13 protein-coding genes are annotated in these 15,928 nt (G+C 47.7%); 5 read left to right on the top strand and 8 right to left on the bottom strand.

Annotated elements, in window-relative coordinates:
- Positions 1-288 precede the first annotated feature (288 nt).
- The 5 genes from PPRES148_RS02735 to PPRES148_RS02715 all read right to left on the bottom strand — a co-directional run bounded on the left by PPRES148_RS02735 (position 289) and on the right by PPRES148_RS02715 (position 7,677).
- Positions 289-1,659, bottom strand: coding sequence for a penicillin-binding transpeptidase domain-containing protein (locus PPRES148_RS02735; protein WP_187820443.1), 1,371 nt, complete (start codon positions 1,657-1,659; stop codon positions 289-291).
- Positions 1,583-2,857, bottom strand: coding sequence for a transglycosylase domain-containing protein (locus PPRES148_RS12510; RefSeq protein WP_149453120.1), 1,275 nt, complete (start codon positions 2,855-2,857; stop codon positions 1,583-1,585). Before PPRES148_RS12510 ends, PPRES148_RS02735 begins: the two co-directional genes overlap by 77 nt.
- Positions 2,858-3,037: 180 nt before the next feature.
- A complete protein-coding gene (gene nth, locus PPRES148_RS02725) occupies positions 3,038-3,685 on the bottom strand; it encodes an endonuclease III (RefSeq protein ID WP_149454202.1) in 648 nt (215 codons plus the stop codon).
- An 811-nt stretch (positions 3,686-4,496) separates the two neighbouring features.
- Complete coding sequence (locus PPRES148_RS02720) at positions 4,497-5,579, bottom strand: hypothetical protein (RefSeq protein WP_149453119.1); 1,083 nt, start codon at positions 5,577-5,579, stop codon at positions 4,497-4,499.
- Between the two features lie 1,459 nt (positions 5,580-7,038).
- The gene (locus PPRES148_RS02715) at positions 7,039-7,677 is read right to left on the bottom strand and encodes a serine/threonine protein kinase (protein ID WP_149453118.1); all 639 of its coding nucleotides are present in this window, start codon (positions 7,675-7,677) and stop codon (positions 7,039-7,041) included.
- A 181-nt stretch (positions 7,678-7,858) separates the two neighbouring features.
- Between PPRES148_RS02715 and PPRES148_RS02710 the strand changes: the two genes are divergently transcribed.
- Complete coding sequence (locus PPRES148_RS02710; RefSeq protein WP_149453117.1) at positions 7,859-8,245, top strand: VOC family protein; 387 nt, start codon at positions 7,859-7,861, stop codon at positions 8,243-8,245.
- Positions 8,246-8,472: 227 nt separating this feature from the next.
- Here the strand turns inward: PPRES148_RS02710 and PPRES148_RS02705 are convergent, their stop codons facing one another.
- Complete coding sequence (locus tag PPRES148_RS02705) at positions 8,473-9,204, bottom strand: S1C family serine protease (protein WP_149453116.1); 732 nt, start codon at positions 9,202-9,204, stop codon at positions 8,473-8,475.
- Positions 9,205-9,448: 244 nt separating this feature from the next.
- Between PPRES148_RS02705 and PPRES148_RS02700 the strand changes: the two genes are divergently transcribed.
- The 3 genes from PPRES148_RS02700 (at position 9,449) to rnz (ending at position 12,456) form a co-directional block, all read left to right on the top strand.
- The gene (locus tag PPRES148_RS02700; protein ID WP_187820442.1) at positions 9,449-10,132 is read left to right on the top strand and encodes an ABC transporter permease; all 684 of its coding nucleotides are present in this window, start codon (positions 9,449-9,451) and stop codon (positions 10,130-10,132) included.
- Positions 10,051-11,343, top strand: a complete 1,293-nt coding sequence (locus tag PPRES148_RS02695) for an ATP-binding cassette domain-containing protein (protein WP_223127926.1) — start codon at positions 10,051-10,053, stop codon at positions 11,341-11,343. Before PPRES148_RS02700 ends, PPRES148_RS02695 begins: the two co-directional genes overlap by 82 nt.
- A 141-nt stretch (positions 11,344-11,484) precedes the next feature.
- Complete coding sequence (gene rnz, locus PPRES148_RS02690; RefSeq protein ID WP_149453113.1) at positions 11,485-12,456, top strand: ribonuclease Z; 972 nt, start codon at positions 11,485-11,487, stop codon at positions 12,454-12,456.
- Positions 12,457-12,549: 93 nt separating this feature from the next.
- Here rnz and PPRES148_RS02685 read toward each other — a convergent pair whose 3' ends face one another.
- Both PPRES148_RS02685 and PPRES148_RS02680 read right to left on the bottom strand, forming a co-directional pair.
- A complete protein-coding gene (locus PPRES148_RS02685) occupies positions 12,550-12,732 on the bottom strand; it encodes a hypothetical protein (protein WP_149453112.1) in 183 nt (60 codons plus the stop codon).
- 204 nt (positions 12,733-12,936) lie between these two features.
- Positions 12,937-13,167: a hypothetical protein gene (locus tag PPRES148_RS02680; protein WP_149453111.1), complete on the bottom strand. Its 231-nt coding sequence runs from the start codon at positions 13,165-13,167 to the stop codon at positions 12,937-12,939.
- Between the two features lie 1,802 nt (positions 13,168-14,969).
- Here PPRES148_RS02680 and PPRES148_RS02675 point away from each other — a divergent pair.
- Entirely contained in the window at positions 14,970-15,659 is a 690-nt protein-coding gene (locus tag PPRES148_RS02675; RefSeq protein ID WP_149453110.1) for a sortase domain-containing protein, read from the top strand.
- Positions 15,660-15,928: the final 269 nt, after the last annotated feature.

The raw sequence follows: 15,928 nt of genomic DNA, 5'->3' as shown, positions 1-15,928 counted from the left end.
TAAACCGCGTGAACGAAGGTTTTGAAAAACCATGCGCCCAGTCGGAATGCATTCTGGCTGATCGATTCCATAGTACAAAATGTCCTGGATGCGAACACCCTTTCAGTTTCTGAATTCCATGATGATGGATACGGCCACGGATCCCAGGCCACGAACCTATCATCCTATGGCATGTGAGATATTGGGGACCTATCCTACTTATCAACCCCGGTTCCGAAGAATCCATCACAACCCCCATCACCTATACAACTTACGGGACACACAAAAAGATATTGGGATAGGTCCCCATCATGACAGAGGAATCGGAACAGAATCCCTTTCCCCCTTGGGATCCTTAGAATCGGGAGAAGGAGCAAGGGGGTTTTTCCTCTTGAGTTCATCCCTTTTGATGGATTCACCTTCCTCAGGTTCATCCCCCCTAGATTCACTCTTCTTGGGCTCATCGTCCCCTGATTCACTCTTCTTGGGCTCATCATCCCCTGATTCACTCTTCTTGGGCTCATCATCCCCCCCTGATTCACCCTGCCTCCCCAATTTCCCCCCTGGTTGTGAAAAGATAGGGGGGGATGAAAAGGACCGCGGTAGAATCACTGAATATACATCAGAAAATTGAGGGGGCGTTTGGGACTCAAGGACATCAATAGCAGCCACACGATACGAATACGCACGATCCCCAGGAGGCGGTAGATCCTGATATGTAGTCACGTTGGCCCTGGTCTGTGCTATCTTCTCAAATTTCCCCCCCACAGCTGCACGATAGATCGCAAAAACCACTCTTTCCGGTTGGGCAGGCCAATGCAAACGAACCCAATCCCCCTCAGCTACCAAACGAACTGTGGGTGTCTGGAGATCAAAGGGAGGAGCCGGTGGGGAAATACCTGGCGGAGGGCGAAAGGATTGGGGTGGAGTTGCCATCACCCCGTCCAACACGGCGCTAAAAAGTCGGGTTGGAATCTCACTCCCATGCATGCTAATGACCGCCTGGCGTTGTGGATAAAAAACATTCACGGCCAAAACACGATCCGGTGTAAATCCAACAAACCAAGCAACCTCACCATTCTGGCTAGTACCTGTCTTACCAGCCACAGGCCGATTCCTCTTGAGACGAACAGAGTTTGCGGTTCCATACCGAACCACCGCCTCCATCATCCGCGTCATATAATAGGCAGCCTTCGGTTGAAAAACAGAAATCAACTTCTGTGGAAAATCCAAAGGCTGTATCTCTGCCCCTGCTCGATCACGAAGAGAAACCACGGCATGCATGGGTAGGTAGCTACCATGATTGGGATACACGGAATAGGCTTGGGCCAATTCCCCCGCATGGACGCCCCTGGACAACCCCCCCAAAGCAAGAGGTGCATAATTCCTGTCAGGGGGTAGGAGTGGCAAACCAAGCCGGAGTGCATAATTCATGGCCTTATCTAAACCCACAACCTCTTTGAGTAACCAAACGCTGGGTAAATTGAGCGACTGAGCTACCACCTCCCGCATTGTAACATCGTCATCCTCGCATTCCCCATTGAAATTCCTTGGTTCCCAATCCCCCAATCGAATCGGCCGATCGGGTACCAAACTATACTCATTATACCCCCCCTCCTGAATGGCTGGGGTGAAAACGGTCAGTGGCTTGATAGCTGAACCTGCAGGTACCCGTTCCAAAGCACGGTTTCTCGATCCAAACTGGAAACGACGCCCCCCCCCCCACTGCAAGAATATGTCCCGTACGTGGCTCTAAGAGTACCATTCCTGCGTCTACCAAGGGCAACGGTCTCCCTTGAACATCACGAAAGAATTTATCATTCCGCAATACCTGTTCCGTTACTTCCTGTGCCTTTGGGTCCATAGAGGTATAAACCTGGTATCCCTGACCAATGATTCGATCAGGATCTAGACCATAACGCTGACGAATTTCATTTTCTACAACGTCCCTAAAGGCTTCCCTCCCCGCCCGAATCAACAGAAAACGTTCTGCTTCCGAATAAACACCCAATCCCCTCTTCTGCAACTCCCGCACTTGAGGCTGCGTAAGAATGGGAGGGTCATCCTCATCACCCTGAGCCATCATCTCCAGTACCTGATTACGCCGCTGCAATGCCTGCTGTGGATGGCGAATGGGATTATACTGATTAGGTCCCTTCGGCATGCCGGCAAGCATGGCCGCCTGCTCAGGTCGTAATGTCTGCTTAGCCAAATCAACACCAAAATAGATCTTAGCCGCCATAGGTAATCCATAAATTGTGAAACCATACGATATGTAATTTGCATAAGCTTCCAAAATCGTGTCCTTAGAATACCGACGCTCCAAATTCAGGGCACAAACTATTTCCTTGAACTTGCGTGAGAGGGACTTCCTGTGATCCTGGAGAACAATATTACGACACGTCTGCATCGTAATCGTACCCGCGCCCTCCTGTCGATCGAGTACCTGAACATTTTTCCAGACCGCTCGCAACACACCCTGGAAATCTACGCCATGATGCCTACGAAATCGATGATCCTCAACCCTCTCCAGCATCCGCAGAAGCAGGGGATTCTTTTCCCTTATCTCCTGCAACGACAAATATTCGCTTTGTTGGCGTCCTAATTGCCCAAATACCCTACCCATTCGATCCCGTAGCACGGACGCAACCGGTTTATACCGCGCCTCAATCCTATCCGGCGGGAACATATGCTCCCCAAATACAACGGTTACATAACCTGTCACAATGATCGCACCAACGGAGACAAGAACAAAGAAAAACCATCCCCATGTAAAGAAACGATACCCGGCAGATGTCCTCGCTTGTACACGCCTATTGCGCGGAGGCAATAGGGTAGCATGCCGGAGGAAGGAAGGACGAAACTTTCCTCCTCTCATAACCAAAATCCCCCCGTATGCATGCAACTTCCTCCATGCAATCCTTTATCGGAGAGTATGCTCCAAAAACACACAAGCTAATAGAAGTAAAGACTGGAAGTACGTATTCATTTCAGAATGGTAAAAACATACAAAACACACCCTGGGTTGTATTCTTCCCTCTACACCTTGTCAATTCCTTCACGGACTACGTTGCTGCCTCCCATAGAGACAGTCCTCTATCAAGGGACACTCTGAACATAAAGGCCTTCGAGCCCTACAGACCCGGCGGCCATGCCAAATCAACTGCTGATGGATAGGAATCCATCTCTCCCGTGGCAGGAGTCGTACCAACTGCCTCTCCGTCTCTAAGGGCTTCCGCGACGCTGCCAATCCCAACCGGTTCGCTACCCTATGCACGTGAGTATCCACAGCCAATGCAGGAATGGAAAACGCATAGGCCAACACCACGTTGGCTGTCTTTCTCCCAACCCCGGGGAAGGATTCCAAAGCAACACGATCCCTTGGTACATCTCCCTTATACTCGTCCATCAACATATGACACATTCTGAGAACATGACGGGCCTTGGTACGAAACAATCCCAAACGTCGTAGGTAGGAAACCAACGTATCCTCATCCAATTGCACCATCCGATCCGGGGTAGGACAATCTCGAAATAGAACCTTTGTTGCATCATTCACTTGCTGATCCGTAGTTTGCGCAGAAAGCATCGTTGCTACCAACAGCTGAAAGGGTGTTTGGTATACCAATTCACAACGAGCCCTAGGATACAAAGTCTCCAAACCCTGTAAAATTCTTTGCACAGCCCCCGCATCCAATGGAATCATCACGGTGTAGAGGGGGTATCCCTACACGCCTGGATATCCAATAGCAAGGCGAATGGGTCCCCGTCTGGAACAGTAACTTCATCGCCAAATAAAAATGCCCTAGTGGGGGAAACGATCCATCTACTAGGAGAAGGGACGCTCATCAACCCTATCACCCTCAATCAGTGGAATTGAAAAATACTATCACAAAAAGAAAAGTGGAACCCTGATACCCATGAATTCAGAATATATAAAAAACAAACACCCGCAAAAATACCATAATTATGGTAAATATGTGGTAAATGAAAAGTGTTTTATTAGCATTGGGAACATGACGGCCCATCTCCAGATAGAGGGAGGGAACGTAGGTATGACGATAAAACAAAACCCGCCCCCTGGATGTCGAATCGAAAGTACGGTACGGGCCGATCCTTTGGACGCACCCACCCTGGTTTTCGTACTTACTATTCCACAATCATAACACACTATTTACTAACAAATACACGGTATAAATACTTCTACTAATAAGCGGATATACTCAGTGGAAAAATCCAGATGAATTTCCAGGAATTTAGGACCCCCTCTGGGGGACTTTGGCGTTCGCTACTCTATACTAAATTATTATATTTTTAAATTTTACTTTAAAAAGGGTACTAAAAAGTAAAAATGACATGGTTGGGACCATACCTATCGCCGTTATCATGATAGGCACCAACATCATTATGCGTCCCTAGGCCTTGTCCAAATCCGTGGAATATTGATTTTCTTGGAGAGATGGAACCTATGAATCACAAACCAACGCCAGTCCACAAACGCTAGGGAAGGGGGAGACCTACACACACCCCCCCCCTTCCTTCTGTTGAACCTCTTGCCAGAACCCCTCCAATAAATCTTGTTCCGCACGTAGAGTATCCAGCCGGCGCTGCTCCATTTGTGATTGTCCATGCCTTTCGTAAAGGGCCTGCTCTTCTTGTAATTTTTGGATTCCCCTTAGGGTTTTCTGCCAGAGTGGTGTCCAGCGTGATCGTTCCCTTGCCGTCAATGATTCCATCAACTGCAGACCATGACCAATACTGTCCCCCTGTTTCCACGGGATAACCACCGGGGGTGGGGTTATTTTACGATCCCGAAACATAGATACCGGGGGTACTGATTGTTGAACTGCCACCGGCCTCCCTGCTGACGGTTCCACTCCATGATGTACTAATTTTTCCCATGGAATGTCCCGATGCCAACCCCATCGTTCCCTATAATGTGCCAGGAAACGACGTCCTCTACATTCCTCAAGATGCCCTAGGACACGGTTAGGGTCTATTTCACCGAATATTTTGTCTATAAAGATCCGCAAAGAACGACGAAGGGGAATCGGAAAGGGAAGGGAAATCATAGGTTTATCATGTAATTCCCCACTTAATAGACAAAAAAACCATGTTCCCCAATCCAGTCCTCCCTCCGCAACCTCGGTTACCCGTGGTACTGTACAACCCAGAACCTTAAAGCTACCATCCCCTGTCATCCCCACATTGCGGAGATCGAGCATCAGACGTAGGGGAACCATCTGCAGTTCCAGCAACAAAGCAAAATCAAGCAATTGCCTCCCTAGGGATAAAACAAAGGACACGGGTAACTTTCCGTGCCGAATCAATACCTCACTGAGGGGTACCAAAGGAAGAAAGGGCCGTACCAACACGAGTTGTCTACTTTCCTCATAAACCCTGCTTACAGGTAGCCATGCCTCGTGTACGAGGGAACGATACTGCCGTACCATACGCTCAGGGGAACGTTTTCGCAAGGGTACACTCTGCAGATAATATCGTCGATTCTCCGCGGAAGCCATTGCCAGCTGGCCCGATAGAAAAGGCACAACATGCTCTATAGTATAATGGGCTCGATAAACACTACCCACCCGTAACAACCCTATCCCCCCCATTGATGGAAGACCCACCCCACCAGGATAAAATACTGTGCAATCCTTTCCACCTATGGAAAATAATCCATAATCATGACCTAACCCAATGAGGGTAACAAATTACCCTATTTTCTGCAACCATTATGCCGGGGGATGCCACGGGCAGGGATCGTTTCATAAGAAATATCTCACCCATCTTCCATAAACATCCCCAACACCGGCCGATGTCCCCCTACACCAATTCCATCCCTAAAATGATCCCATTTTTTCTAGATTCCCGTGTGTTTTTTGTCTATGGCGTTTCTGTTGTGGTTATAAAATCTTTGGCCCAATGGGTGGTTTGTAATTGATTTTTGTGAGCAGCCAAAAACTGAATGCTCCCCGGGGACGGACTCGGAATCCGAATCCTTGTTTGGGTTTATGTTTCAAAAGAACCTCGGAAAGATCCTGAACCCTACTCCAGGAAATGCGTCCATAGTGTTTGGGTACGTCCGATAAACCAACTTCAACATAAGCTATTACACCATCTACACTGCAAAGGGGATTTGTGGTAAAGTGGGGGCAGGTTATTATCTCTAACACTTGCTTTTCCATAGGAATTTTGGCATTCTCTATGGAGCATTATAGTAGAAGAGGGGCTAATGACCTATTTTTTTGTTGTTTTTTATATAACTATCAAACCAAGGAACTATGATCCTTAATTTTACAGTCATCAGATAGCAAGCATTTTATTCGTTTTCTAACGCGTCACCCCATAAACACATTTGTCCACGCAGATTCCCGTAAAAAATTCATGCTAAAGAGTTGCCGTTCATCTACCCGCTATGAACAGCGGAGACCCATTTGAATCGTAAGACTTTTAACAATAAATTAAAATAGATATTGAATAAATGCTTACATATAGCGAAAATATATTAATATATAGAATGTTATGAGTACATAAAAGCAAGAATGGAAAGTAAGGTAGGGGGTGCCTAAATGACCAACCCCATGCCGTCCATACTTTGGACCCGACACCCAAAGGATCTGAAGATTGGGATAGGACGGGAAGAGCCAGAAGATGCAGGGGGTATCATGTCCGGATCTGTAAGGGACTCGGATGAAAATACTAGGTCTACTCGACATTAATATTTATCTTCCCAATCTACCTGTGGAATACAGTGGGATGGTTCCCATCTAGGGAGAGGGGAATACAGGGTTCTATCGCGAAATAGATGATCTATAGAACTATGCCGTTCCCGAAACTGAATTCCCAGGTCCAATATTCCTCTAAGATCCTTCTTACACTTCGTAGCACCCGGACCCCATCACACTGGATAACCCCACGAGAGAGAAGGATATTCCCATTCCCATCATGAATATAGGAGTTCCCCCACTGAATTGGAGACATCCTTACCCCCTTCATGAGTTGGACACGTCTACCCCTAGCGAGGGAATCTTCTGACATCTGATCCTAAACAAAAATCTATCTATGCTCCGAATTACCCAGGCCCCCCCGCATTCTCTGCTTTATCTTATAAGCACCCTTCAACGTCTCCATCAGCCAAATCGGCATACGCCGGCCACACAACAGGTGGTAAAAGGACTCGTAATAGGCCACCGTATGCAACCAACGTTTATCATCACCAGGCTTCAAAAACTCCGCCACATCAATGACCTTAGCACGCCCCCCCTGCAGAATCACATTGTGCGGGTGGATGCCGCGGGGATTGAGCCCCTGCGACCGTGCATAGGAACATGCGACAAAAACGTCCTCGACAACCTGCGGAGGAATGATAACCCCCCAATTGAGACACTGATATAGGGTCGGACCCGGCTCATATCGGAGAGCCAGCCAGTTATCCTGTGCTGCCAAACAAACACCAAAATGCGGATGACGACGCAAACGCCGATACACTTCCCACTCACGATCCCGCTTGTGAATCGTCCCGGGATGGTATACCTTATAAACAATCCCTCCCCCACAGATCCCTTGTACTACCACCGCATCCGTACCCCTACCTACTATGCGAAGGGAAGGTGGTAAAAATTTCACCCGTACTGCCTTTGAGTGATGCAACGTAGGGGAAAAATCAATGAGACCGAGCTGTGATTTATTTTGCAAAATTCTATTTCATCTCCTTGCTATCCAAATAATTGAAACCACAAGGACCATTGAATGATTCACCTTTCCAGAACCCTACATACATTTTCTTTATGCCAGGAAGACTCCCCCTGTATGTCCAGATCCCTTATGTAAAGAAAAGAAAAAATCCCAATCAATCGTTCCGGGGGGTATATAACCTTTGAAACAACTATCCCACATCACCCTAGTAGTTAAGGACCAAGAAGAGGCCAAAGAGTGGTACACTCACAAGTTAGGGTGGGAGGTACATACGGATGAATCCTATGGTGGCATACGATGGCTGACGATGCATCTATCAGAACAACCCAACTTAGAAATCGCCATCTACCCCGCCAATGAAAAGGACCCCACCCCACTGTTTCAAAAACCAGGACTTACGGCAGGTTGGATATTCCATACCGATGATTGCAAGGAAGAAATCGAAAGGTTACGCAGGGAAGACGTGCGCATCGTACTTGAGCCTGTGGAACACCCCTGGGGGATTCATGCTGTCTTCGCCGATCTATATGGAAATCAATTCTCACTTGTGCAACCCATACAGAACTGAAACCTAAGTCTATAGGAAAATACCATCACCCGCAAGAAAAAACCGCAGGAAGGACCCCCCACCCTCTTTGCGGTTTTTATTTCATGTATACATGTATCACATTTAAATATTTTCATTTATGGAAAAGTTATTATATTTATAAAAATAAATACCTTGATGACACCCTTCATGCGGGAATTACCTCTTTAAGAGTCGCGATCGCGATATAAAGAAAATACTCTTTCCCCTCATGAAAAACAACGTCCCAAAAAATCACGGATGGTATCCACACTGATGGCAAAACCTATGTTCTGTGCGGGTTGGACTACCAAAGTACACATTCCCACTACATATCCACTCACATTCAACAGTGGACCCCCACTGTTGCCCGGATTGATCGCTGCATCCACCTGAATCAAATTCTGATACGCCCTATCCTTGCCCCGCACCGATCTCTGTAAGCCACTAACAACCCCTACCGTTACCGTTCTCTCAAAACCTGCACCGAGAGGGTTACCAATGGCAACTACCCACTCCCCCGGTTGCACCATACGACTACACCCCAGGGGCAGGGGGGGGATCGGTGCGGGCGTCTGCACTCCCAATAGTGCGAAATCCCTCTCCCTATCCACTGCCAAAATCCTAACAGGTAATAATTTCTCACCGGAGGATAGGCGCACCAAAATGGAATGTTCGCCCTGTATAACGTGGTAATTAGTCAGAATGTAACCACCCTCGTGAACGATGAAACCCGTACCAATGTTTTCTACGATCTGCTCCTTCTCCACTGGCCGTTCGAATTCCATAAATTGGAGGAGTTCCTGCGTGTCACTAGGTGGCCAAGGACGCTCCACCATTACGGGAACCTTCACCCTCTTGCGAATGACAAGCATGACAACACCGGGACTGGCACGCTTCACCAACGCGGTGAAATCAAAGGGGCGATAAATGACCCCCGCCGACTTGCGTGGTGGTTTCATAATATGTTCTACCTCCACCACCTGGATAGGTAAATTTCATCTCGTTCCCTTTTCCAACACAATTTGAAATAAAAAGCAACAATCCCCACTCCATTCTCCCCCTCACTCTATGGCACCAGATCCATTATCGGGCGGGCTTCTCCCTAAACACCATCGAATGAATTTACTACGTATGACACCCCCCCTTCTTGTGTACCCTGGGGACAAAACTACGAACGCCATGAGGGGAGAGGGGATAACCTATATGCTAACTATCTGGCGTCACGAATGCTCCCTACGCACACGAGGCCTACAATTGTTGGCACTGGTTGCCATCCTCGTGGGCATTTCCATAGCCCTATCTACACAATACACGTCCTTCCTACAATCGTCCCTGGGACCTCTGCCCCTGCAGGGATTAGCACTCCGCATTCTCCATCTCCTAATTATGTTGTTCGGTTTTCTACTCGTTCTCACCCTCTCCCATGGGTCTATGGAGAGAGATCTCCAGTCGGGGCGATTACGCCTCTATCTCACCCGGCTCTCCTATGGGGAAGTCATCTTAGGAAAGTTCCTCGGCATCCTTACCTTCTGGATCATCACCGTAACGATGGGTTTCCTGATCCTCTCCCTTTTCTACTCCCCAGGGTCTTGGTATGACCTGAGTAATATGTATGCCATATTAGTTTTCTCCACAGGAATAACCATTCTGCTATCGAGTCATTTCCGAAATTCCTCCTCCATCCTACTGATTGGTATGGTACTATGGCTGGCACTGATCACCCTGGGACTGACTCGCCAGATAAATCAAACGACCACAACCCTCCACTGGATTACCCCCATGTTTTGGGTGGACCGGGACAACCCGTGGGTACATACCATACCAATTGCATTGGGCACCCTCAGTTGCCTAGCATCTATCCCCATACTGCGGAGGCGAGGAGTATGAGGGATAAGGAACCGTTCCGCTCCAAACCGCCATTGCCATCCCACACCCCCCCTCACCCCGCAACACAGAAATCCCATCGATTACGTGGATTGGATGCACAATCCCGATGGTTTTCCGAGATGGGTTCGGAAATTCCCCCAAGAAAAACCCCGCGTGAACGATCCACATCCACCGCCCCGCTGAGCCGCATGAAACGTCTTGAACAACAAAGGGGACAGACCACACATTGGTGGGAAAACCCATTACGAAAATTTGGTTTAAAAAAAAAGAAATTGGGTCGGGCTGCAATATCCCCACCCATCACCCAAGAAAACGCCATTGTCATCCGAAACCTCAGTCAATCCTTCGCGGGGAGACGCATACTACACAACATAAACCTGACGATCCCACGCGGTACCCTTCTGGGTCTTATCGGTCCTAACGGTGCCGGCAAAACAGTCACAATTCGGATCCTGGCAGGCCTTCTATGCCCCAGCGCGGGGCAAATTTTTTTGCTAGACAAGCCCTTTTCCGCATGGCATAGTCCACCACTGGGGATTGTAATGGAGGAACCTATTATCTTCCCCGAAAGAACAGCCATTGGAAATCTGGAATGGTTCAAACAAAAGACGACACATTCCCCCCAGAAACGAAATCTCCAAAGTCTACTGGAAAAGGTAAATATCGATCCTTCCAACCCCCAACCTGTACGAAATTTTTCCCTGGGAATGAGGAAACGACTCAACCTTGCACAGGCCCTCCTTGATGACCCCCCCATTTTGCTACTGGACGAACCCTTAGCCGCTATGGATGGCCGAAGCCGATCTATGGTCACGAATCTCCTACAGAGGGAGGCTAGCCAGGGAAAAGCTATCTTGTGGGCCTCTGCGGAGGCTAAATCTTGTTACAATGCCTGTGATCGTATAGCCGTCCTGGCCGGTGGGAGAATCCGTATGGAGGGTACACCCGAGCAGATCCAAAAACAGTGGATCATGGGCCCTCTGCGCGTCAATGTAACAACCACCCCCCTCGCTAAGGAACGTCTACAATCCCTCAGAAGGCGAACCCTCCCCCATGGGGCCACACAATGGACATTGGATCACAATCAATTGACAGCTTGTGTAGAGGATGAACGCAGTATTCCCGCCCTACTACATGCCCTACAGGAAGAATCCATTCCTATCTACGGGCTCCATACCACAAATCCGATCGATCATTCCCTTTTCCCTTAGAAATTTTTACCATTATAGGTCAGATTTATTTTATTAATAAATTTCATCGTCCATACTCTGGATAGATAAAATCTCCCTTGCTACAATGAAATTGTAATACAGGCAGTCACAGCTTCAGAATGGCAACGAGGAGTCGGTACAATGCAGCTTCACTTTCTGGGAACAGGGGCGGGTTGCCCCACACTGCTGCGCAACGTCTCCGCACTGGCTCTTCAGATGCCGGAACAGGGGGGAATCATATGGCTCTTCGATTGTGGGGAGGGCACACAACATCGCATCCACGCCTCACCCCTACGCTTGCCTAAACTCACCCATATCTTCATCACCCACCTTCACGGGGACCATGTTTTTGGGCTACCCGGTATTCTCAGCAGTCGTGCCTCACAGGGGGCCACAGAACCACTAACTCTGTACGGACCTGAAGGAATTACAAACCTAGTGGAAACAATACTACGAATCAGTTCTACACGCTTACGCTATCCCCTTTCTATCATAGAATGGAAAGATGGGGATGTATTCCTAGAACCGCCCTTTGCCTTGACAATCGCAGAACTGGAACACGGCATTCCCTCCTTTGGCATACGACTAGATGAGTATCCTGCTCGACCCGGTTCCCTCAACACAGAAAAATTGCAATCCCACGGAATCCCAGCTGGCCCTCTGTACGGTCAACTAAAAAAACAGGAACTAACACTATTACCCAATGGAAATCTGTTAAGGAGGGAGGATTTTTTGCTCCCCAGTCCTCCCCCCCGCTGTTTGGTAATCTGCGGGGATACAAGACCCTCCCCAACAACGGTTCAACTAGCCCATAAAACCCAGATCCTGGTCCACGAGGCCACCTACCGACACAGTGAGACAGAACGAGCGGAACGCTTCTACCACTCTACCTCCATTGAGGCGGCCCGAGTGGCAAGGGAGGCCGGGATCAGGACCCTACTGCTCAACCATTTGAGTGCCCGCTATGACAGGGAAGCGGCCCAAGAACTGCTAATGGAGGCCCGATCCATCTTCCCCAACACAGAGGTCGCCTTTGATGGGTGGTCCTATCCAATTCCCCAGCAACGCCGTGCGAAGAAGGGTGAAACTACAACCGAAGATAAACCAAAATGAAACAACGGATAAAGAAGAAAATAACCGGATGACCATCCCATTTGCTCGGAAACTAGACAGATTCATTATGATCTATAAAACAATTCGTATGTTTCATTGTTCATGATAAAGTCCCTCCCCAAGGGGAGGGACTTTATCATATTCTACCCACATAGGCCCATCACTCTGCGCCCAAGCCCGAAACAATGATATGTAAATGTTGAGTAGGGCTGGCATCTCAGCCAGCCCTATCACAGAACCATACTCAATAGTCTCCCATTGTACGTCTCTTCCCATTCCACCCCAATCCTCAAACCCTTTAGGTCCCACCTCGATTACAGGGATGTTGCTCTAAGGTTCCGGCGACCCCTCAAATGAGTTTCCCCCTAAAATTGTCGTTTCACTGTCCTCGTCAGGATGAATAGGCAACCCCTCCACTCCGCCCTTATTGCAAAGATTTCATCGCTATCTATGAGCTGATCCGACCACCGTGCACAAACTTCAGTTAACTTTGGCCTCCATTACACCTGACCGCGCCCATGCGACGTCGAGTGAACCCGGCATTTCAACCGGGGCCCTCACGGAACCAAACTCAACACTCTCGCATGATCCAGCCCTTCTTACCCCACATAGATCAACGGTGCACAACGTGTGTCCACTGTGATGGTTGTGCGGACTGATGGTACGTCGGCCGATCCAGGCCGGACCCTTCAACCCCTCCGCCCCACCCACCCTCATTACAAGGGTTTCTTCACTACTATGGATTGATCCGACCCCTGTTCACGGAGGCCTCTGCCCCGGTGTACCCTTAGCCCTTCTACACCTGGCCTTAGCCAGGCGTCCGTGCGACAGTCTCTCGTGGTTCCCCTATGAGGACCCACATCAGGTTCATTCTATCTGTGCACCAGATACCGCCAGGACCGTAGGTAGTTCGCCCTCCATGGCTTCGTTCCAAGTATGGGAAGTTGTTTTGCGCATATTGGCGTCTAGTCGTATGAATCTTGATCTTTATGGACCATAAGATCCGTATAATGCGAGAGTACCACGTGTGGTTTTGTGAGGGGGTTGGCTGAAATGCTAGCCCTACTCGACGCCCTTTCACTATCATCATAAATTTCGTCTACCGCTGAAAAACCGAACACATCAGGAGAAACAAATTGGCTTACTTTATGTAGTCACATAAGAAACCTACCACGGGGGTAGATTGGTTTTTCTGTTTAGTATGAAAATAGGGAATACATGACAGGGATAGCGAATTCTCGCAGCCCCCGCGGGCACAGAGTGACTGTCCATCCCACTGGGTTTCTCTGCCTGTCCCGACTTTGAAATTTTGGTATACGGAATCCATCACCCTTTGGAATGAATCGAGGGTGGGATAACAGCCCACCCCATTCGTATGACATCTAGCCCCTCTGTGATTTCTTTCTAAGGAACCCATTGTACGATTCTGAACAGTATCCGCTAGGTCATAATCGAGATACGTCGCCGTTGTCCCATCATCAAAGAAAACCTAGAGATCTTCAACGAGCATGGGCCCATTGGATTGATAGTCATAACTAAAGCATATCAAGCCATGAAGAGCCTCTTTCTTACCAGGAGTGGGTACAAACTAAGGCCGACCAAAGGAAAAAACCCAGTAAGATAGGGATGGTACGGGTCCATGATAGCAAAAAAATCGGCCCACCATTGATCCCAGGTCGTTCGTTGCCCCCACCAAAAGGGACCAAGGAGAGAAGGACATCAACAACGAATGTAATTTAATATATAATAAATTTCAATAGAGAATAGAAATAAACTTTGTGTCGATTTATTTTTGGCGTACGCAAAAGGGGCAGAATTAGAAATCAGATACTATTACCCCGCCTTGATTGGAGAACCCAACAAAAATGATAGAAATAAGGTTTTATTCTGAGAAATAGGCAATATTTGTATATTAATTAAATTTATACTATAAATATTTACATAGACTGTTTGCATATTATTAATGATGTACAAGTTTTTGCACTACATTGCTTAATTTTACCAAAATATTATAATAATTTTTATATTATTTATTAGATAGAACAATGTTATTATTATCATATAGATTAAAGAATCATCGAATGTGTATAATTAATAATAAATATTAATCGTGAGGATGCATGACAAGAACCTAGAAGGCATGGTTTCTACGGCACAAGGAAACCGCAGACTCGCCCCATAGGAACACCCCAAATACAAACACTAGGATAGAACAGGAAAAAAGAGAACCCCAAAAACCTATACAAAAAAATCAGTACAACAAACCTATAAAACAATTTCCCCTATAAAAAATAGGTGAGAAAAAACCATCCATACAAACAAAAGATCATGCATTTCAAAATAAAAACCCGAACCCCGCGGTTCCTACGCAAGAAGTGACCGGTCTAGTGATCCTCAAAAATACCCGCTATAGTAGGGAAAACTACAACAACGGTGGATTGGATAACCATCCACATAGGGAAAACGCACATGCATAACCCTCCCACCCTCGTCAAAAAAGGAGCTATGCGCCAATGATTCGATTCGTGGAATGGTTCATTTGGCTCGTCATCCTAGCGGCACTCAGTGTAGGTGGGTACACGGGCTATCAAATCATGTCGGAGAGAAGGAGCTCGTCCACACAGGATCCTCAATACACGAATTCCTCCATGGAGAACTGGGAGGATACATCCTATAAATCAGATATAACACCAACCAGAATACCCATCACATTGTTGGGAAAGGAAAATCGTTACTGCCCCAAAGTGGAGGAAATGACTCTTCCTGGCAATAGCGACAAAATTTATAACATCATGTTCGCTCATAATACGGAAATGGAAGAGGATTGCTTGAAGAAAGGGCCCATACTGCTGGGGGGAGAGGACGACTCCCGACTCGCGGTCCCCGGTGAACCAGGTTTGGCCGTTGTATCGGGACATAGGGATACCCAATTCGAAGACATGGAGACCGTAGAAAAAGGGGATTACGTAATCCTCAATGACCAAAGGACAAAGCGTACCTTCCAGGTTCGTAGGTACCGAACTATTCCCAAAGACGAAGCGACGGTTGAACCCGTTACGAATACAACAAAATCACTCCTCTGGATTAGTACCTGCTACCCCTTTAAATTCCATGGTCCGGCCCCCTATCGACGTATCTACGAGCTGGAAATGGTGCGTGAAGAATCGGGTGTACCTTGGCACAATTCTAATGAAGACCATTAAGAGATCACACCAACGAATCCCAAAATTGTATCTATTGTGAAAATCCGTAGGGACAAAAGCAGATCATCACCACGTACCTAAGTCCCTAGACAGGGGGGTCAGAAGATCTCGAATGGGAACAATACCGAACAGGGGAAACCAACCCAGGAGACATCATTGGTAATGGTTCCTGGAGCCCTTGACCCAATTTTGAGTTCAAAACATCATCGGATGGCTTTGAATAAACTCCGTATTTTCCAAGATGGATCGGACAGAAGCTTGCCCTTTTC

Source organism: Pasteuria penetrans, assembly GCF_900538055.1.
GTDB lineage: Bacteria > Bacillota > Bacilli > Thermoactinomycetales > Thermoactinomycetaceae > Pasteuria > Pasteuria penetrans.
Note: the sequence above shows the minus strand (reverse complement) of the source record. Positions and strands in the feature narration are given on the sequence as shown.